16 protein-coding genes and 2 pseudogenes are annotated in these 18,794 nt (G+C 71.2%); 15 read left to right on the top strand and 3 right to left on the bottom strand.

Annotation, left to right across the window (positions count from 1 at the left end; genetic code table 11):
* Positions 1–98 precede the first annotated feature (98 nt).
* Entirely contained in the window at positions 99–1,055 is a 957-nt protein-coding gene (locus ABT154_RS20680) for a hypothetical protein (RefSeq protein WP_351858283.1), read from the top strand.
* 17 nt (positions 1,056–1,072) lie between these two features.
* Positions 1,073–2,458, top strand: a complete 1,386-nt coding sequence (locus ABT154_RS20675) for a hypothetical protein (protein ID WP_351858282.1) — start codon at positions 1,073–1,075, stop codon at positions 2,456–2,458.
* Between the two features lie 126 nt (positions 2,459–2,584).
* Here ABT154_RS20675 and ABT154_RS20670 read toward each other — a convergent pair.
* The 3 genes and pseudogenes from ABT154_RS20670 to ABT154_RS20660 all read right to left on the bottom strand — a co-directional run.
* Positions 2,585–2,826, bottom strand: a pseudogene (locus ABT154_RS20670) (LuxR C-terminal-related transcriptional regulator); the annotation flags it as partial.
* On the bottom strand, positions 2,787–2,975 hold the full coding sequence (locus tag ABT154_RS20665) for a hypothetical protein (RefSeq protein WP_351858281.1): 189 nt from the start codon (positions 2,973–2,975) through the stop codon (positions 2,787–2,789). The pseudogene ABT154_RS20670 and the gene ABT154_RS20665, both read right to left, overlap by 40 nt.
* 132 nt (positions 2,976–3,107) lie before the next feature.
* Positions 3,108–3,860 (bottom strand): GntR family transcriptional regulator, encoded by a 753-nt coding sequence (locus ABT154_RS20660; RefSeq protein ID WP_351858280.1) that lies wholly within the window; start codon positions 3,858–3,860, stop codon positions 3,108–3,110.
* Between the two features lie 259 nt (positions 3,861–4,119).
* On the opposite strand from ABT154_RS20660, the gene ABT154_RS20655 reads away from it, so the two are divergent.
* From ABT154_RS20655 to ABT154_RS20595, 13 genes and pseudogenes are all read left to right on the top strand, one after another.
* A complete protein-coding gene (locus ABT154_RS20655; RefSeq protein WP_502969548.1) occupies positions 4,120–5,280 on the top strand; it encodes an ABC transporter substrate-binding protein in 1,161 nt (386 codons plus the stop codon).
* Positions 5,280–6,194: an ABC transporter permease gene (locus ABT154_RS20650; protein WP_351858279.1), complete on the top strand. Its 915-nt coding sequence runs from the start codon at positions 5,280–5,282 to the stop codon at positions 6,192–6,194. The genes ABT154_RS20655 and ABT154_RS20650 overlap by 1 nt, the downstream gene beginning before the upstream one ends.
* Positions 6,182–7,105 carry an ABC transporter permease gene (locus ABT154_RS20645; protein ID WP_351858278.1) on the top strand — a complete coding sequence of 308 codons (924 nt, stop codon included), beginning with the start codon at positions 6,182–6,184 and terminating at the stop codon, positions 7,103–7,105. The genes ABT154_RS20650 and ABT154_RS20645 overlap by 13 nt, the downstream gene beginning before the upstream one ends.
* Before the next feature lies 1 nt (position 7,106).
* Positions 7,107–8,207 carry an ABC transporter ATP-binding protein gene (locus tag ABT154_RS20640; protein WP_351858277.1) on the top strand — a complete coding sequence of 367 codons (1,101 nt, stop codon included), beginning with the start codon at positions 7,107–7,109 and terminating at the stop codon, positions 8,205–8,207.
* Positions 8,204–8,905: an HAD family hydrolase gene (locus ABT154_RS20635; protein WP_351858276.1), complete on the top strand. Its 702-nt coding sequence runs from the start codon at positions 8,204–8,206 to the stop codon at positions 8,903–8,905. The genes ABT154_RS20640 and ABT154_RS20635 overlap by 4 nt, the downstream gene beginning before the upstream one ends.
* A 45-nt stretch (positions 8,906–8,950) precedes the next feature.
* A pseudogene (locus ABT154_RS20630) lies at positions 8,951–9,610 on the top strand (transposase family protein); the annotation flags it as partial.
* Between the two features lie 301 nt (positions 9,611–9,911).
* Positions 9,912–11,750 carry a hypothetical protein gene (locus ABT154_RS20625; protein WP_351858275.1) on the top strand — a complete coding sequence of 613 codons (1,839 nt, stop codon included), beginning with the start codon at positions 9,912–9,914 and terminating at the stop codon, positions 11,748–11,750.
* A gap of 104 nt (positions 11,751–11,854) precedes the next feature.
* Entirely contained in the window at positions 11,855–13,537 is a 1,683-nt protein-coding gene (locus tag ABT154_RS20620; protein WP_351858274.1) for an AMP-binding protein, read from the top strand.
* Positions 13,534–14,133, top strand: a complete 600-nt coding sequence (locus ABT154_RS20615; protein WP_351858273.1) for a GNAT family N-acetyltransferase — start codon at positions 13,534–13,536, stop codon at positions 14,131–14,133. Before ABT154_RS20620 ends, ABT154_RS20615 begins: the two co-directional genes overlap by 4 nt.
* Positions 14,134–14,180: 47 nt before the next feature.
* A complete protein-coding gene (locus ABT154_RS20610) occupies positions 14,181–14,873 on the top strand; it encodes an alpha/beta hydrolase (protein WP_351858272.1) in 693 nt (230 codons plus the stop codon).
* 53 nt (positions 14,874–14,926) lie between these two features.
* Positions 14,927–15,883, top strand: a complete 957-nt coding sequence (locus ABT154_RS20605) for a cupin-like domain-containing protein (RefSeq protein WP_351858271.1) — start codon at positions 14,927–14,929, stop codon at positions 15,881–15,883.
* A gap of 14 nt (positions 15,884–15,897) precedes the next feature.
* On the top strand, positions 15,898–17,115 hold the full coding sequence (locus ABT154_RS20600; RefSeq protein WP_351858270.1) for an ATP-grasp domain-containing protein: 1,218 nt from the start codon (positions 15,898–15,900) through the stop codon (positions 17,113–17,115).
* A 51-nt stretch (positions 17,116–17,166) separates the two neighbouring features.
* A complete protein-coding gene (locus ABT154_RS20595) occupies positions 17,167–18,393 on the top strand; it encodes an ATP-grasp domain-containing protein (protein WP_351858269.1) in 1,227 nt (408 codons plus the stop codon).
* Positions 18,394–18,794 lie beyond the last annotated feature (401 nt).

Below are 18,794 nucleotides of genomic sequence, written 5' to 3'. Positions count from 1 at the left end.
GCTCCCCGCGTACGTCCCCGCGTACGTCCCCGCGCACGTCCCCGCGCACGTCCCCGCGTACGTCCCCACTCCCATCCGTCCCGAAGGGAACCCCCGTCATGCCCGCGTGCCATCGCCGCGCCGCCCTGCTTCCCGCCCTCTCCGTCCTGCTCGGCCTCGCCGCCGCCTCCCTCGCGCCGCCCGCCGTCGCCGCCGAGGAGGAGGGGCCGGGCGAGACCCCCGTCGCCCGCGCCCTCACCGCCGACGGGCGCCCGGCCAAGGTCGCCGACGTCCTTGAGCACTGCGGCAGCAGGCGCTCCGCCTGCACCTTCGTCATCGACCCCAAGCTGGGCCGCGAGTACGTCACCGCCGTCAAGTCGCTCGGCAACGCGGTGATCAACTGCACCCAGAGCGACATGGCCGTCGACCGGACCGTCACCCTGAAGTCCGGCACCACCGACAACATCGGCGGCGAGATCTCCGGGAAGATCGCCGCCGAGGGCACGGTCAGCGCCTCCGGCGAGGTCAGCACCAACCTCTCCAACGACATCACCAGCGAGAACAAGACGCCCAACCTCAAGGACGGCCCCACCTCGACCAACGGGACCAAGACCTCCGTCTCCGGCGGCGCCAAGGCGTCCGGCTCGATGAGCGCCAAGCTCGCCTTCGAGGCCGCGTTCAAGGCCACGTACTCCAAGTCCTGGACCATCGAGAACACCGAGACGACCGCCTACAAGACCACCGTCAATGCGCACGACATGCTGGTCTTCGGCGCCAACGCCGCCATGCGGCGCGTGGTCGGCAGCCTCGTCGCCAAGTCCGGGCAGCGGATCATCGGCATCGCCGTGGACAGCCCCTCGATGGTCACCAGCAGCACGTTCATCGCGCAGACGTACGCCGCCCCGGCCGGCGTCTGCGGCGGTACGCGACCGGCAGGGAACACCGCGCCCGCCCCGGCTCCCGGCCCCGGCCCGGCCCCCGCGCCCGGCGCCGCCGCCGAGGTCCCCGCCGCGCGGGCGGTGCCCCCGGGCGCCGAGCCCAAGCGCGTCGTCGTCGTGCCCGCCGACGCCTCCTGACCCGGGAGAGGAACCCCATGAACCGCACCACGCTCCCGGCCCTCGTCGTTCTCGGCGCCACCGGAATGCTGCTGCCCGTCGCCCCCCTCTCGTACGGAGCGCAGGCCGCCCCCGCCGAGCAGGCCGTCCCCGTCCTCAACGGCGACTTCGCCGACCCGGTCATGAAGGGCGACGGCCCCACCACCGTCGGCCTGGACTTCTGGACCGGCCCCAACCAGCGCTATTCGCCCGCCGCTTCGGGCCGCACCGACGGCTCCCACGGCGTCGCCCTCCAGAAGGACGGCAACACGCTCAGGCAGCGGCTCAGAGGAGTCCGCGCCGGAGCCCAGGTCACCGTGACCTACGAGGACAGCCCGGCCGTCTCCAAGGAGTGCACCGGCGAACAGGTCGTCGACGGCCAGCCGTACGAGGTCAGCGGCTCCGGCGGCCCGGTTCGCGCGGTCACCACGGCCGGCGACCCCGACCGGGTGAAGGGCACGCCGGGCAAGGGCCGTTGGACCGGCCGCGCCTATGTGTTCACCGCCGACGAGAACGAGCCCGTGCTCACCTTCACCTCGCGCGTCACCGACTCCCGCACCCATGTCACCTGTACGCCGATGATCGCCCGCATCCGGGCGGTCGAGGTCCCGGTGGCCGTCGACAAGACCGTGAGCAAGACGGCGCTCGGCACCGCGGAGGCGTACAAGGGCAACGAACGCGAGAGCACCCTCCACAACGCCGCCGCCGCCTGCAACGGCGAGAACGCCTGCACCTTCCGGCCCGACACCCGGACCTCCTTCCGCTACTACGACAAGGCGCGGGTCGTCGGCGAGGCCTTCGTCAACTGCACCCGCAACACCCTGGAGCACAGCCGCCTCCTCTCGTACTCCGAGCGCAGCCACGACAGCATCGCCCAGACCTACGCCGACGCCGGCCTCGCGCTCCCCGAGGTGGCCCGGCTCCCCACCAGCGGGGTGCGGGAGGAGGACGAGAAGCGGGCCAAGGAGCGGCCGATGGCCGCGCAGTTCGCCCTCGCCTACGAGAAGGGCTGGCAGCGGCCCTGGCAGTGGTTCAGCAGCGACCGGCGGACGGTCGTGGAGCGGATCCAGCCCGGCGAGGTCAGCTGGGTCGAGACGCAGCCGAGCCGTGAGCGGGTCGAGGGATGGTTCGTCAGCAAGAAGGACGACTACCGGCTGCACGCCGTCGTCGACGGCCCCTCCCGGGCCGTGCCCGACCGGCTGCTCCAGCGCACCGGGCCCATGACGGAGGCCGAGAAGCAGCGCTGCACCGCCGCCCGGCCCTCGACCACCACCCCGGTGGACGCGGGTGCGCCCGCCTCCTCCAGCGACAAGGGCCTCCTGAGGATCCCGGCGCCGAAGGCCCCGGGCGCCCGGTCCTCGGACGGGGCGCTGCCGCTGGACTGACCGCCCGCGGGCCCCCTCCCGGCGGAGTGGCACGCCTGAGTCCCGGAAGCCCGGGGCTCGGGGCGACCGGGGCTCCGGGCGTCCGGGGCTCAAGACGTCCAACGGACGGCTACAGCCGCCGCATCCCGCGCTCAGCGACAGATGGAGCTGCCGGGCGACGGCCGCGTTGGTGTACCCCTGCGCGAGCACTTCCAGGATCTCCCGCTCGCGCGGGGTGAGCCGTGCGAGCGGGTCCGCGTGCGCGCTGCGGACGACCAGCTGCCGTACGACTCCGGGTCGATCGCCGCCCCGCCGGCGTGGACGCGTTCCAGCGCGTCGAGGAACTCCTTCACCCGCGCCACCTGGTCCTTGAGGAGGTAGCCACGCGTTCCGTTGCCGGCGGCGAGGTCGTGTCGACGAGCCCGGCGGCCCATCCGGCGACCCCGGCGGCGGGCTCCTGCGCGGCGGCCAGGGGCAGGATCGGCGAGGTCGGGGTCGACGAGGTCAGGGTCGACGAGGTCAGGGTCGTCAGGGTCACGGCGGGTTCTCCCGGTCTCGGAGGCGGCGGCCGGGCGACTCGCCCGGCACCTCCTCAACCTAGAAATGCCAGGTCGGCGCCCGTACGCGGCTTCCCTCCTGGCCACCCTGCGGAACACCGCAGGGGCCGGCCTCAGCCCGTCGGCGCCCCGCGGTGCCGTTCGAGCGGGGTCGTGGTGGCGGAGTTCGTCACGCTGAAGGTGACGCTCCCCGGCCGGTAGCGGTCGTCCGTCCACTCGATCGGCCGCCCCGACTGGTCGCAGCTCACGTGCCGTTGCCGCAGCAGCGGGCTGCCCCGCCGGATGTGCAGCAGCTCCGCGTCCCGGGAGCCCGCCGCGACCGCGTCGATGAGGTGTTCCCCGTATTGGGCGACGATGCCCGCCTCCTGGGCGATGCTCTCCATGATCGAGACGCAGTCCTCGGGCAGTGCCTCGACGGCCGCCGCCGCCCAGTCGGCGTACGCGGTCCGCTCGATCATCGCCGGCTCCCCTTCGAGGCGGCGCAGCCGCAGCACGTGCAGGATCTCGCTCTCCGCCGGCACGGAGAGCCGCCGCGCCTCCTCGGGCGTGGCCGTCCGCCGCGACCGCAGCAGGATCCGGCTGGTCACCACCAGGCCCATGCCGTGCGCCCACTGGGCGAAGCTGTTCAGCTCGGCGAAGCTGTGCCGGCGCTCCTGGCGCAGGACGATGCGGCGGGCCCCCTGGCGGGAGCCGACGAGGCCCTCCGACTCCAGGACGGCGACCGCCTGGCGGACCGTCCCCCGGGAGGCCGCCCAGCGGGCCACCAGCTCCGCCTCGGAGGGCAGTTGTGCTCCCACGGCGTACTCGCCTTCGAGTATCGCCTGTCGGACGGCCTCGGCGATCTCCAGATAGCGTGCCGTCCCCACGTGCCCCTCTTCCGTCCGTTCCTGTGCGCAGCCGGTCACCCTGGGTTTCCGGCCGAAGGTTCACTGTAACCCTGCGGAGTGGCGCTGGGTCCAGTTTCGGACAGTGCCAACTCCCCGGCGTTCACCAGGCGTTCACGGGCTCCCGGTCTTCGCGCACTCCTCCCCGGGCGGTCATGTCCCGTTCATCCTCACGTCGTGGGACACGGGCGAACTGGAGCCCAACTTGTTCAGACAAGTGCCACCCCCTCTCGTTCCAGGAGTGACCGTGCCCAGACCTTCCGGCCGTCGTGCCGCCGCCCTGCTCGGCGCCGCCGTCCTCACCACCCTCACCGCCGCCTGCGGCGCCGCGCCCGACGGCCCGGCCGCCGGCGCCTCCGGGGCCGAGGCCGCCAAGGCCACCTCCGTGAGCGCCTTCGGAGGGATGAAGGAGCTGGTCGCCGCCGCCGAGAAGGAGGGCGCGCTGCACGTCATCGCCCTGCCGCCGGACTGGGCCAACTACGGCGAGATCATCAAGGCCTTCCAGGCCAAGTACCCCAAGATCAAGATCCAGAGCGAGAACCCGGACGCCGCCAGCGCCGACGAGATCGCCGCCGTGAAGTCCCGCAAGGGCCAGGACCGCGCCCCCGACGTGCTCGACCTGGGCATCGCCTTCGCCCGCAGCGGCGCCGAGGAAGGCCTCTTCGCCCCGTACAAGGTCCAGGCCTGGGACAAGATCCCCGCCGCGCAGAAGGACGCCGACGCCCGCTGGTACAACGACTACGGCGGCTACGTCTCCATCGGCTGCGACGCCAAGCGCATCCCGAACTGCCCGCAGACCTTCGCGGACCTCCTCAAGCCCGAGTACAAGGGCAAGGTCGCCCTCAACGGCAACCCCACCAAGTCCGGCTCCGCCTTCGGCGGCGTCTACGCGGCGGCCCTCGCCGACAAGGGCTCCTTCGGCGACATCCAGCCCGGCATCGACTTCTTCGGCAAGCTGAAGAAGAGCGGCAACTTCATCCCCGTCGAGTCCACCCCGGCCACGGTCGAGAAGGGCGAGACGCCCATCTCCATCGACTGGGACTACCTCAACGCCGGTTACGCCGACCAGTTCGCGTCCAAGGGCGTCGACTGGAAGGTCGCCGTCCCCACCGACGGCGTCTACGCCCAGTTCTACTCGCAGGCCGTCAACAAGGACGCCCCGCACCCGGCCGCCGCCCGCCTGTGGATGGAGTTCCTCTACAGCACCGAGGGCCAGAACCTCTGGCTCAAGGGGTACGCCCGCCCGGTCCTGCTGCCCGCGATGACGGCCGACGGCACCGCCGACAAGTCCTTCGTCGCCAAGCTTCCCAAGGTCGAGGGCACCCCCGCCTTCCCGGCCTCCGCCGAGCTCGACAAGGCCAAGGCCACCCTCGCCGAGAAGTGGGACAAGGCCGTCTCCTGATGACCGCATCCCTCACCCCCCACGCGGGGACGGGAACCGCCGGCGGCACCCGCCGCCGGCGGCGCGGCCCGCGCACCTGGCCGGCCGCCCTCCCGCTCCTCCTCTTCACCGGCGTCTTCTTCGGCCTCCCGCTCGCCGCGCTCCTCCTCGGCGCGGTGACCCGGACGGCCCCCGCCACCGCCGGTGCCGCCGCCACCACGTCCTTCACCGGCGACCACCTGGCACTCTCGCTCCAGGGCCCGTACCTCGGCTCGCTGATCGGCAGCGTCCAGCTCTCCGCGCTCACCGCCCTGATCGGCGGCGTCCTCGGCGTCCTCGTCGCCCAGGCCGTGGTCACCTCCCGCTCCCAGACCCTGCGCAACGCGACCCTCACCGCCTCCGGCGTCCTCGCCAACTTCGGCGGTGTGCCCCTCGCGTTCGCCTTCATCGCCACCCTCGGCATCTCCGGCGTCGTCACCCAGCTCGGCGACCTCGGGGCCCTCGGCTGGGACCTGTACTCCTTCACCGGTCTGACCGTGGTCTATCTGTACTTCCTCATCCCGCTCATGGTCCTGGTCATCGTCCCCGCCCTCGACGGCCTGCGCCCCCAGTGGCGCGAGGCCGCCCGCAACGCCGGAGCCACCCCCTGGCAGTTCTGGCGCCACGTCGGCCTGCCCGTGCTCGCCCCCTCCCTCCTCGGCGGCCTCGTCCTGCTCTTCGGCACCGCCTTCGCCGCGCACGCCACGGCGGCGGCCCTGGTCGGCGGCTCGGTCCCGCTGGTCACGCTGAAGATCGCGGACGCCCTCTCCGGCAACGTCATGACCGGCCAGGAGAACGTGGCGCTCGCCCTGGGCCTCGACATGATCCTGGTTGCCGCCCTGGTGATGGCCGTCTATCTGCCCCTGACGCGACGGAGCGCCCGATGGCTGCGATGACCCCGAGCACCGCGGACGCCGCCCCAGCGCCCGCCCCCGCTACCTCAGCCGGGGAGCCGTACGCCGAAGGACGGGCCCGGAACCGCCGCCCGAGGCCCCGGATCTGGCGCGGACTCGTCCTCGCCCTCGCGGGCGCCTACTTCCTGCTGCCGCTCCTCGCCTCGTTCGTCTTCACCGTGCACGTGCCCGGCCAGGGCGTGTCCTTCGACGCGTACACCCAGCTGATCGGCGCCGAGGGCTTCACCGAGAGCCTGCTGCTCTCGCTCGGCCTGGCCGCCGCGACCATCGTGCTCTCGCTGCTGCTCGCGGTGCCCGCCCTGATCGCCGTACGGATCGGCTCGCCGCGGCTGCGGCCGGTCGTCGAGGTGGTCTGCATGCTGCCTCTCGTCGTGCCGCCCATCGCGCTGGTCACCGGCATCACCACGGTGCTGCGCTGGGGACCCGAGCACCTCTCGCGCACCCCGCTGTACCGGACGTTCATCGCGGTGCAGGACGAGTCGTTCCCGGTCGTCCTGGTCCTCGCGTACACCGTGCTCGCGCTGCCGTTCGTCTACCGCTCGCTCGACGCCGGACTGCGCGCCATCGACGTACCGACCCTGGTGGAGGCCGCCCGCAGCTGCGGTGCCACCTGGCCGCACACCGTCCTGCGGGTCCTGCTCCCCAACCTGCGCGCCTCCCTCGCCGGAGCCGCCTTCCTCACCCTCGCCCTCGTCCTCGGCGAGTTCACCATCGCCTCGCTGCTCGGCTTCCGGCCCTTCGCCGTCTGGATCGTGTCGATCTCCGGCTCCCACGCCCGGATGTCCGTCGCGGTCTCCATCCTCAGCCTCGTCATCACCTGGGTGCTGCTCCTCGTGCTCTCCCGCGCGGGAACGGCCAACGGCGCCTCGGCACCCTCCCGTAAGGAGTCCTGACATGTCATCGGCAACCGCGGAGCGGGTCGCCCCCGCCGTCGGCACCGGAGCCAGGCTCGAGTTCCGCTCCCTGCGGCGCACCTTCGGCTCCACCGTCGCCCTCGACGGCCTCGACCTCACGGTGGAACCCGGCGAGCTCATCGCCCTCCTCGGCCCCTCCGGCTGCGGCAAGACGACCGCCCTGCGCATGGTCGCCGGCTTCGAGCGCCCCGACTCCGGCGCCGTCCTCGTCGACGGCGCGGACATCACCGACGTCCCGGCCAACCGCCGCGACGCCGGCATGGTCTTCCAGTCGTACAGCCTTTTCCCCCACATGACCGTCCGCGACAACGTCGCCTTCGGCATGCGCGTCCGCAAGGTCCCCGCCGCCCGCCGCAAGGAACGCGCCGCCGAACTCCTCGACCTCGTCGGCCTGCCCCAGCACGGCGACCGCTACCCCCACCAGCTCTCCGGCGGCCAGCAGCAGCGCGTCGCCCTCGCCCGCGCCGTCGCCCTCGAACCCCGCGTCCTGCTCCTCGACGAACCCCTCTCGGCCCTCGACGCGAAGGTGCGGCTCAGCCTGCGCGAGGAGATCCGCCGGCTCCAGCTCTCCCTGGGCGTCACCACCGTCTTCGTCACGCACGACCAGGAGGAGGCCCTCTCCATGGCCGACCGGGTCGCCGTCCTCCACGCCGGCCGCCTGGAGCAGTGCGCCGCGCCCGCCGAGCTGTACGCGCGCCCCGCCACCGCCTTCGTCGCCGAGTTCGTCGGCACCATGAACCGGCTCCCCGGCCGCCTCACCGGCTCCGGCACCGCCGAGGTCGCCGGGCAGACGCTGCCCGTCGACGGCGAGACCCCGAACGGCGTCCCCGCCGAGGGCGAGGTCGACGTCCTCGTACGCCCCGAGAACGTCACCGCGACCGCCGACGCCACCGGGGACGCCACCGTCGTCGGCACCTCGTTCTTCGGTGCCGTCACCCGCGTCCGGCTGCTCCTGGAGACCGGGACCGAGGTCAAGGCCGACCTGGCCTCGCGAGAGGCCACCGAACTCACCGTCGGCGCCCGCGCCCGCATCGGCCTCACTCCGCAACCCGTCCTCGTCGTCCCGAGGACCACCGCGTGACGGCCCGGACACGCGCCGGGCGGGCGGCCCTCGGCGCCGTCCTCTTCGACATGGACGGCACCCTCGTCGAGACCGAGGGCCTCTGGTGGCAGGTCACCGAGGAGATCGCCGCGGGGCTAGGCCACCGCCTCACCGAAGCCGACGCCCCCCATGTCGTCGGCCGCGCCGTCGAGGACACCGCCGACCACCTCGCCCGCGTCACGGGTACGGGAGACCCCGGCCGCGTCGCCGCCGACCTCGGCCGGGAGTTCTTCCTGCGCGTCGAGGCCGGAGCGCCGATGCGCCCCGGAGCGCAGCGGCTGCTCGACGGACTGGACGCCGCCGGAATCCCGTACGCCCTGGTCAGCGCCTCGCCCCGGACCGTCGTCGACAGCGTCACCCAGGGCTCGCTCGGGCACGTCCCGTTCGCCTTCACGCTCTCCGCCGACGACACCCCGCGCACCAAACCGCACCCCGAGCCCTACCAGGAGGCCGCCGCCCGACTCGGCCTGCCGGTCACGGCCTGCGTCGCCGTCGAGGACTCCCCGGACGGCGCGGCCTCCGCCGACGCGGCCGGCTGCGCGGTCCTCGTCGTCCCCTCGCTGCTGCCCGTGCCCGCCTCACCCCGCCGCGCCTTCGCCGACAGCCTCGAGGACGTCGACGTGGACCGGCTGCGCGACTGCCTGCACCTCACGGAGGATCTTCCGGGCGCGCCCTGAGACGGCGGTCCTCCCCGGGGGAGCTGCCGGGCGGAGGGCGTCAATGGCTCGCGGTGGCGGCGTCTTCCCGCCTCGCGGCAGGCCCTGCTCGCCCTGGCCCCCCTGCGGTGCGGTGGCCCCCTGGGCCCAGCTCGCCGCCGGGTTCGGTATCGGGGTCGCGACTGTCCACCGCTACATGCGTGAAGCCGTCGAGGCCCTGTCCGCCCTCGCCCCATTCTGGCCGAGGCGATGCGGACGATCCGGTCGAAGGCGTTCGTCATCCCCGACGGCACCCTGCCGCCGATCGACCGCATCGCCGCCGACACCACCTACTACTCCGGGAAACACAAACGCCACGGCATGAACGTCCAGGTCCCCACCGATCCGTCCGGACGGCTGCTCTGGGCCTCGCCGGCTCGACTCACGACCTGACCGCCGCCAGGCAGCACGGGATCACCGAAGCCCTCGCCGAATCAGGAATCACATGCTGGGCGGACAAGGCCTGTCAAGGCGCCGGGCGGACCCGTCCGCGTACCGATTCGGGGCCGCCGCCTCAAGAGACGGAAGCGCCGAGGCAACCCCGCCCACGCCGAGATCCGCTGCCTCGGCGAGCGGGCCGTGGCCATGCTCAAGGGCCGGCGCCTCCTGCGGAGACTCCGCTGCAGCACCAGTCGAATCACCGACGTCGTGGAGGCCGTCCTCATTCTTCACCACGCGTCAGCGTGAGGTCGGAAAACGCTCACTGCGTCATCAACGGCTTTGTCGGGAAATCCAAGTCAGCCCTTCCCGGCCATGGGTGAATGCGGTTCAAGATCCTTGATCCGGGCGGCTTCTCGTACGGAGAGCGCGGATGCGTCACCGAGCGGAGCGGCAAGGACAGAGGGGACCCGGGACGCCGTACACGAGCTACGGCCGTACAGGTCAGAGGTACGCCAGGCAAGGCCGGAAATCGACCGATCGCTGGGCGTCGCCGCCTGGGAACGGCTGAAAACTGCGTATCCGCCAAAGCGAGGCACCCCCATCATGAATGCTGTTCGAAGTCTACGCAGCAGTTTCCGCGGAGTCCGTTGAGGCGTTTCGTTGTCAAACGGCAGGGGAATTCATGCTTTCGTCGGGATCGGATACTGCCGCCTTGCGCGCGCAGGAAGCGTCGAGCTGGCTGCTCGGTGAGCTCACGAGAGATGGCCGTATTCCCTTCCGGCTCGCCTGCCAGAGGTTGACGGCCTGGGAGTCGCTGCTCGTCCAGCATGTGCTCGGCCGGACCGATATCGAGCTCGCCACGAAACCGTCCTCCGACGCCGGTCTCATACCGGTGACCCGGTCGGCGCTCTTCGGCGTCTCCTTCTGGAAGCCCGATGAACTGCCGGAACCCGCTCCGGAGCCGCTCGCCTGGCTGCGGGTGCCCCCTGAGGTGCTCGACATGACCGACGAGGAGACGCGGTCCGTCCTGGCACGGGAAGCCGCCGAGCTGCAGGGGGTCGACGCCATCCTCCGCGGGTGGGAGCAGAGGGGTGAACTCGACCGCCGGCTGGTCCAGCTGGCCGACTGGGTCGAACGCGTCGAGACGGTCTACGTCTTCGTGGGCCGCGAGGTCTTCTCGAAGTCGGACGCCGGGAGCAACACCTTGACGCGGGACGGCCGTCTTTCGAACCTGCGGCAGCTTCCGGTCGACAGCTGGACCGTGGCTGACCGCTTATTCGTTGTTCTCGCGCACTGCCTGTTCAGCAGCGGCCGGTCCGTTCGCTTCGAGGAGTTCAACGGATTACAGCTTTCCGCTACCGGGCTCCGCCGGTTTCTGCTGGACCGCCACGCGAGCTACTGCGCCGCCATCGGGCGCCCGCCGCACAACCCGCACGGAATGCCGCTGACGGAACTGGCGGAGGAGGTCCGCGCCCTCCAGGGCGAGGTCGATCAGCACTCGCCCTTCATTCGCTATCGCCGCATCAACGGCATCACCTTCGTCAAGAACGAGTACCTGGCCGACTTTCCCCATCCTCGGGACCCGCACGCGTTGCCCGAATCGGTCGCCCGATACGGGCGCGTCCATCTGGGGGTGGAACCGACCGGGCGGGTACGGGAGGACATGCACTCCCTGACCGTCGCGGCCACCTTCCTCGACGCTCAGGCGGCCGAGGACGCCCGGCCTCCCGCCAGGCACGGGGCCGTCGGGGAACTTCTCGCCGCCATCGTGCTCTCCGCCGTCCACGCCACGGACTCGGACTACGGGATGAGCAGCTCCGTCCGTGACCTCACGCGGCTGCGCGGCGCCCGGCCCGGCGGCCCCGACGGGGTGCTGCAACTCAAGAAGGCAGACTTCGTCTGCTGCTGTCTGCCGCACACCACTCGCATGGCCGGGGCCGGTGGAGAGACCGCCCCCATTCTGTGGCGGGCCGCCCAGCGCATGATGTACAACCGTTGGCACTTCGCCCCGGGCGAATTCGACCGCGAGACCATTCCGGAGAAGCGGCACTACTTCTTTCCGCCGCAGGTGCCCGACATCGCCGAACACGCCGATCATCACCACGGGGGCCACAGCGCTTCGCGAGTACGTTTCTCCATTCGCGCGCCCGGCGCCCAGGTGTGGCAGCCGCCCTTCACCGTCTTCGGCCACGGGTTCCGCGGTTGCTACGACATCCGGCTGGTCCGCATGGAGGGCCCGCCCTTCACCCTGCGGGAACTCCATGAGGCCGTACGGCACTGCTCCCTCGTCGACGAGCTGTGGCGGACTCTCGCGGACGGCGTCCAGGACGGAAGCCTGCCAGTGAGACCGATGGAGGGCTTCGACCGTGACTGGTACGCGTCGCGAGGCTGGGAGCGACTGGACGCGTATGCTCTCGCCGCCGGAGCCCTGCCCGTGCCCGGCTGACGGCCACCGGTTCCCGGACGGCGCGGCGACAGCTGGTGTCATCTCGAAACGCGCGGCGGGCACCGCCGCGCCGCCCGGACCCTTCGCCAGGAGAGGGACCACGTATGACCGAGCACACCGAGAGCACGGACGACTGCCCTCCCCCGCCGGTCGCCGACATCGTCGGCACCGTCGCCCGGACCATGTGCCGGGACACCCGGCACCGCATCCACTACCGCGACGACGGCGAGATCCGCTCCCTGAGCCTCGCCGACCTCGACGCGGCGGCCCTCCGGGTGGCGGCCCGGCTCCACGCGCTCGGCGTCCGCGCCGGCGACCGGGTCGGCGTCATGGCACCCAACCGGATCGAGTGGGTCCTGGTCGACCTCGCCGCCCTCAAGCTGGGCGCCGTGACCGCCGGCATCGAACCGGACCGCTACGAGCCCGCCGACGTGCTCGCCGAGTTCGGCCTCAGCCTGCTGTTCACCAGTGACCCGCCCCCCGGTCGGGACGCGGAAGTCTCCGGCGCGGTGCACGGCCTCGTCCAGGTCCACGGCTGGGCCTTCGACGCCGACGACACTTCCCCCGACCCGGCCGCGCTGCCGCCCCATCCCGGTTACGACCCGGCCGATATCTGCGCGATCAAGCAGACCTCCGGGAGCACCGGGCCGCCCAAGGGCATCGAGGTCACCATCGGCAGTGTCAACCGGTCCATGGCCGCCGTCCAGGAGATGTTCGGCCACCATGACGGTGACAACCTGCTCGTCTTCCTGCCCGTCCGCTTCCTGCAGCAGCGCTACTGGATCTACTCGGCCCTCGCCCACGGCCACGATGTCACCCTCGCCGACCGGACGACCGCGGTGGAGGCGGCGCAAGCGGTCTCTCCGACGGTGATCATGGGGGTGCCCGGGTTCTACGAGCAGCTCAGGACCCGGCTGGAGGCCGACGGGGTCCCTGTCGACCCGGCGGGGCGCGGGGCGGCGATCCAGAAGGCGCTCGGCGGCCGGATCCGCTATCTGTGGACCGGCTCCGCTCCGGCAGGGCGCCAGGTGCTGCACTTCTTCAACGACGCGGGTGTTGCCCTGTACGAGGGCTACGGCCTCAACGAGACGTGCATCATCTCCAAGAACCACCCCGGCGCCCACCGCATCGGCAGCGTCGGCCGGGTCCTGCCCCACAAGCGCATCCGCTTCGACGAGGACGGCATCCTCATCGTCGGCGGCAGCCACCCGGTCAACACCCGCTACAGCTGGTGCGCGCCCGGCGCCAACGAGAAGACTTTCCTCCCCACCGGCGAGGTCAAGACCTACGACATCGGCCACGTCGACGAGGACGGCTTCCTGTACATCGACGGACGCGTGGACGACATCGTCACCCTGAGCGGGGCGCTGAACATCCTGGTACCCCGCGTGGAGGAACGCGTCCGCGAACTGCCCGGGGTGCATGACTGCGCCGTCGTCGGCGACGGGCGGCCGTACCTCACCGCGGTCGTCTCGCCGGGCACACCGAACCTGACCAGGGAGGGGCTCGCCCGTGACCTGGCCAGGCTGAACCAGGAACTCCGCTACGAGCAGCGCGTCTATGCCGCCGTCATCGCGGACGAACCGTTCTCCATCGAGAACGGCCTGCTGAACGCCCAGTACAAGCTGATGCGGAGCCGGATCGGGGCGCGTTACGCCCAGGACCTGGAACGGGTCTACGAGGAACACCGGATCTACAACGACGGCACCATCGGCGACGCGCCCGTGCTGGTGACGGCGGTGGCCACCTCGTCACGCGACGAACAAGCGGAGGGACAGGAAAAGTGAGCTGGGACAGGCTGGCCGGTCTCGAGTTGGCCAACGACCGGGTGACCCTGCGGCGCGTCCGCATCACCGATATCGAAGCGTTCGCCGACATCGTGTACGAGCCGGACATCTGGCGCTACTTCGTCCAGCGCATCGAGACGCCGGACGACCTCCACACGTTCATGGAGGCCGCGATCCGGGACACCCTGACCGGCACCCGCATCGTGTTCGCCATCACCGACAACGCCACCGGGCGGATCGTCGGCAGCACCGCCTACGGCAACCTTGCCATGGCCGACCGCCGGCTGGAGATCGGCTGGTCGTGGCTGTACGCGGGGGCCCGCCGGACGGGCGTCAACCGGGCTACCAAACTCGCTCTGCTCGACCACGCCTTCGGTGATCTCGGCTGCGAACGGGTCGAGTTCAAGACCGACGTGCTCAACGCCGGCGCGCGCGCAGGGCTGGCCGGCATCGGAGCCGCCGAGGAGGGAACCCTGCGCAGCTTCAACTACATGCCCGGCGGGCGGCGCCGAGACGTCGTCTACTACAGCATCCTGCGCGCCGAGTGGCCCGCCGTACGCAAGGAACGGTTCGAGGCGACCGGCGCCGGCCACTGAACCTCACCACCGAGGCATCACGCCCACGGGGAGGGAGAGAGCACACAGTGCGACACGAATTCGTCTTCGAAGCCGCCGGAGAGCGTCTGGCGGCAACGAGCACCACGGGGGCCGACGGTTCGGATCCGCAGATCCTGACCCTGCACGGCCTGGGCGCCACCGCGACCCGCCACCGGGCGCGCTACCTTCTCGACCCCCTGGCCGACCACGGACACGGCTCGCTCACCTTCGACTTCTCCGGCAACGGCGACAGCACCGGAGAGCTCACCCGGTCCACCCTGCGCCGTCGCCGCGCCGAGACCCTCGCCGCGGCGGACCGGCTGGACAAGACCAGGCCGCCCGTGATCATCGGCACCAGTCTGGGCGCCCACCTCGCGGCCTGGACCGTACCGGACCTGCGTCCACGTGCCCTGGTTCTGTTCTGCCCGGCGACCTATCCCGCGGGCGCCGCCGACCTCCCCTTCGACGGCAGTCTGGTCCGCCCCGCCAACCACCCCGACTCGCCCGCGTACGCCGCCCTGCGGCGGTTCGACGGCGATCTGCTGATCTTCGGCGCCCGCCAGGACCAGGTCTGCCCGCCCGAGGTCATCGAGGGGTACCTCGACAGCGCCCGCCGTGCCCGGTCGGTCGAGGTCGTCTGGCTCGAAGGCTGCGACCACTTCGTCCACCGCTGGCTACCCGACCAGGAATCGCCGCGCGAGGAAGCCGTACAGGCCGTACTGCGCCTGCTCGCCGGCTGACCCCACGCACGGAGCACCCGCACCCGCACCCGCATCCCGGGAGACGCATCGCCATGCAGACCGAGCGGAACCTGCTGAAACGACGTGACATCGACGCCCTCGGAACGGTCGAGGCCGCCTTCCACTCCGGCCCCCTCGCCGAGCTTCTCGATTCCGCCCCGGAGCTGGAGCGGCGCGGCGGCCTGACCCTGGAGGAGTTCGAGCGGGAGTACCGCCTCCAGGGCCGCCCGGTCGTCCTCGAAGGCTATGCCTCCGACTGGCCGTCCGTACGCGACTGGACGTTCCAGAACCTGGCCGGCCGCTGCGCCGACGTCCCGGTCGTCGTCGACAGCTACAGCAGCAAGGCCGCGCGGCGGACCACCTTCGGCGAGTTCGTCACCCGGCTGGAGCAAAGCGCCGGCAGGGGCGCAGCCCCCCTCTATCTCCAAGAGTGGTACTACCAGACGACAGCTCCGGAACTCGCCCAGGACATGCCCGAACTGGACATCGCCCAGTACGACTTCCGGCAGGACCTGTACGGCGAGGCCGCCTCGACCAATCACCAGCTGTGGATCGGCCAGCAGGGCGGTGTCACCCGTCTGCACCAGGACGCCTACTCCGTCGACGTCATGCACGCTCAGATCGTCGGGGAGAAGCTCTGGCACATCATGGGACCCGACGCCGAGCTCCTGCCCGGGCCCGGCGGCGGGGCAGACCTCGACGCGCTGTGCGCATCCCCGGACACCCGGCTGACGCGCTTCGTCCTGCGGCCGGGAGACGTGCTCTACCTTCCCTCGCTGTGGTTCCACCGCATCGAGCTCCGCAGCGACTCCATCGGCCTCGGCCGCAAGTGCCTGGACGAGGCCAACCTCCGTGCCCACATCCGCCAGCGCATCGGGGAACTGCTCGCACTCGCCCTCAACCCCGACGAACTGCGCGTCACCCACTCCGAGCTCTTCGACGTCGTCATGGCCAGGGCACGGGCCCTGGCCAACCGCATGGACATCGACCTGTCCCGCCTACGTCAGTGAGGTAGAAAGACCACATGAGGCAACAGCACATCCTGCTGGTCGGCGGCCGAGGCCACGAAGTGCCCAAGGCGGCGGCGCTGGGGCTGCGCCACTCGATGATCCAGATCCCGGAGCGGGTGAACGAGGAGCACGCCGCGACCGCCGAACGGTACGCCGTCCTGGACTACCGCAACCTCGACGAGCTGCTTTCCGTGGCCCGGGAGTGGCATGCGGAGGACCCTTTCGACGCGGTGCTCTCCTTCACCGAGTACGGCCTGGAACCCGCCTCCCGGGTCGCGATCGACCTGGGCGTCGCCGGGGAGAACCTGACCGCCGTCCTCGCCACCCGCGACAAGACCCGGACCCGCGCACTGCTCGACCGGTACGGCCTGAGCCCCGTACATCACCGGGTATGCGCCACCGAAGCCGACGCGGCCGACTTTCTCGACGGACTCGGCGGGCGGCCCATTGTGCTGAAGCCCCCCTCGGGCGGCCTCAGCGAAGGCGTCTACGTCGTCGAGTCCGCCGAGCAGCTCCCCGAACGCTGGGCCTGGACCGCGTCCGTGGCCGGCCGGGAACCGGTGCTGGCCGAAGAGTTCCTGACCGGGCCCGAATACAGCGTCGAGTCCGTCTCCCGCCACGGACGGCACGAGATCGTCATGGTCACCGAGAAACTGACCACCGGCTTCCCCGGGTTCGTGGAACTCGGCCACCAGGCCCCTGCCCGCATCGACACCCACGACCAGGGAGCGATCGAGAAGCTCATCCTGGACTTCCTCGACCTCATCGGCCAGAAGACCGGGCCCGTCCACAGCGAGCTGCGCCTCACCCCGGACGGCCCTCGTCTCATCGAGGCCCAGACCCGCGTCGGCGGCGACCAGATCTGGGAGATGTGCCAGCTGGTCAGCGGAGCCGATCAGATCACCGAAACGATGTCCGCCCTCCTCGGCCTGCCGGATCCTCCGCGCGCTCCCAAGGCTCCTGCGGCCGCCATCCGCTTCTTCTCCCAGGAGAACGCCCGCATCCGGCACGTCGAGGGTGTCACCGACGCCACCCACGCTCCCGGCGTCATCCGAGTCGTCTGTACCCTGCGGCCCGACCAGGAGCTCGGCCCCCTCGTCTCCTCCGACTCCCGCCAGGGATACGTCCTGTGCGCCGGCGACAGCACGAACGACGCCGTCGTGAAAGCCGAGACGGCACGCGACCTCGTCCGGGTGGACTCCGTACCGCTCACCGATACCCCGGCACGGTAAGGCGCCGCACAAGTCCCGCGGCAACCCCCGCCTTCGATCCAAGGAGCGAAGATGCGCGTCCTCGTCATCGGCACCAACAGGGTGTGCCACGAACGGCTGCGCGACCAAGGGCACGAGATTGTGCTCTTCGTCCCCCGAGCCAGGGCCCGGCGCGAGGACGTGACCGGCCCGTACGAACACGTGGTGATCCTCGACGACGAGGCCGGCACCGACCTGTGGGCCGACATGGCCGAAGTCCTCCACCGTCGGATCCCCTTCGACGCCGTCGCCGCGTACAACGAACACACCTACCCCGTCGTACACGCCGTCAGTGAACGGCTCGGCATCACCACCACGGTCGACCTCGACCTGTTCGGCCGAGTGCTGGACAAAGCGAGGATGCGGGAGATCCTCGACAAGCACGCCATCCCCAGTTGCCGGCACGCCTTCGCCCGCGGACGCCACGCCGTGCTGGAAGCGATCGAGAGGATCGGCCTGCCGTGCATCGTCAAGCCGGTGGACGCCGAGGCGAGCGTAGGCGTGTCGCGCATCGACACCGAGGAGCGAATCGAGGCTGCGCTGCGTCGGGTCGGCCCGCATCACATCGCACGAGGGGTGGTGGTCGAGGAGTTCCTCGACGGCGAGGAGTACAGCGTCGAGGCCCTCTCCACCGGCGGCCGCCACCGTATCGTCGCCGTCACCCGCAAGTTCACCGACGGCGAGACCTTCGTCTCAAGGGGCCATGTCGTGCCCGCCCCACTCGACCCCGAGGAACACGAGGCCGTCACCTCGTACGTCACCCGCGTCCTCGATGCCTTCGGCTTCCACGACTGCCCTTCGCACACCGAGGTCATGATGACGGGGCGCGGGCCGCGGATCATCGAGATGCACAATCGGATCGGCGGCGACGCCATCATGGACCTCGTCCATCTCTCCACCGGCGTGGACATGTACGACATGGTCGCCCGGCAGAGCATCGGCGAGGACGTCAGCGTGCTGCTGCCCGACGAGATCGTCCACGGGCACAGCGCGGCGGCCTGGTACGCGGCCCCCTCCGGGCCCCCGACACACAGCCTGCTGCACGTCGAGGGCATCGAGGAGGTCCGCGCCCTGCCCCACGTCCGCGCCGTCACGCTGCTGAGAGAGCCGGGCAGCCCGCAGCCCACGGTCCGGCACAACTTCGACCGCTCCGGCAGGGTCCTGGCCGTCGGCGACTCGCCCCGGCAGGCACTGAGCCTCGCCCGCGAGGCGACCAGCATGCTGCGTTTCGTCTACTCCTGGAGCGCCCCGAAAGACTGAGGGCCGGCCGTGACCGCCGGGCTGGCATCGCCTGCCCGCAGACGCGATGGTTTCGGCGTCATCTACGACGCGAGAGCGGGCACGCACGCACCGACCGGCTCGCACGTCGTCCTCTCAGCGAAGCACCTCCACCATCGGACGTTCCCTGTTCACCCCGTCGGGCACCAGGTCTCCGAGTTCTCCCGTATCGACGAACCCGTTGCGCTGATGCGGCGCGGCAGCGGGCTCGTGGCCAGGGAGGACCGCAAGCATCGGAGTCGTAGCGCCTGTCTGCCGGGCCCACCCCACGACTGCCTCCATCAACCGTCTCCGATGCCTCGGCCTCGCGCCCGGGGGGGCTGACCCACACCGACCTCAGCTCGCGGGCGACAAGCCGCGGCTCAGACATGAAGATCAAGTTC

This window comes from Streptomyces sp. NPDC001728, from assembly GCF_040297565.1.
Taxonomy (GTDB): Bacteria; Actinomycetota; Actinomycetes; order Streptomycetales; family Streptomycetaceae; genus Streptomyces.
The sequence above is the reverse complement of the archived record's forward strand: the minus strand, read 5'-3'. Positions and strand labels throughout refer to the sequence as shown.

Coding starts and splice junctions, on each gene's coding strand:
- ABT154_RS20640 (WP_351858277.1), top strand. CDS start 7,107: ATGTCATCGGCAACCGCGGAGCGGGTCGCCCCCGCCGTCGGCACCGGA.
- ABT154_RS20620 (WP_351858274.1), top strand. CDS start 11,855: ATGACCGAGCACACCGAGAGCACGGACGACTGCCCTCCCCCGCCGGTC.
- ABT154_RS20675 (WP_351858282.1), top strand. CDS start 1,073: ATGAACCGCACCACGCTCCCGGCCCTCGTCGTTCTCGGCGCCACCGGA.
- ABT154_RS20600 (WP_351858270.1), top strand. CDS start 15,898: ATGAGGCAACAGCACATCCTGCTGGTCGGCGGCCGAGGCCACGAAGTG.
- ABT154_RS20645 (WP_351858278.1), top strand. CDS start 6,182: ATGGCTGCGATGACCCCGAGCACCGCGGACGCCGCCCCAGCGCCCGCC.
- ABT154_RS20680 (WP_351858283.1), top strand. CDS start 99: ATGCCCGCGTGCCATCGCCGCGCCGCCCTGCTTCCCGCCCTCTCCGTC.
- ABT154_RS20625 (WP_351858275.1), top strand. CDS start 9,912: ATGCTGTTCGAAGTCTACGCAGCAGTTTCCGCGGAGTCCGTTGAGGCG.
- ABT154_RS20605 (WP_351858271.1), top strand. CDS start 14,927: ATGCAGACCGAGCGGAACCTGCTGAAACGACGTGACATCGACGCCCTC.
- ABT154_RS20650 (WP_351858279.1), top strand. CDS start 5,280: ATGACCGCATCCCTCACCCCCCACGCGGGGACGGGAACCGCCGGCGGC.
- ABT154_RS20595 (WP_351858269.1), top strand. CDS start 17,167: ATGCGCGTCCTCGTCATCGGCACCAACAGGGTGTGCCACGAACGGCTG.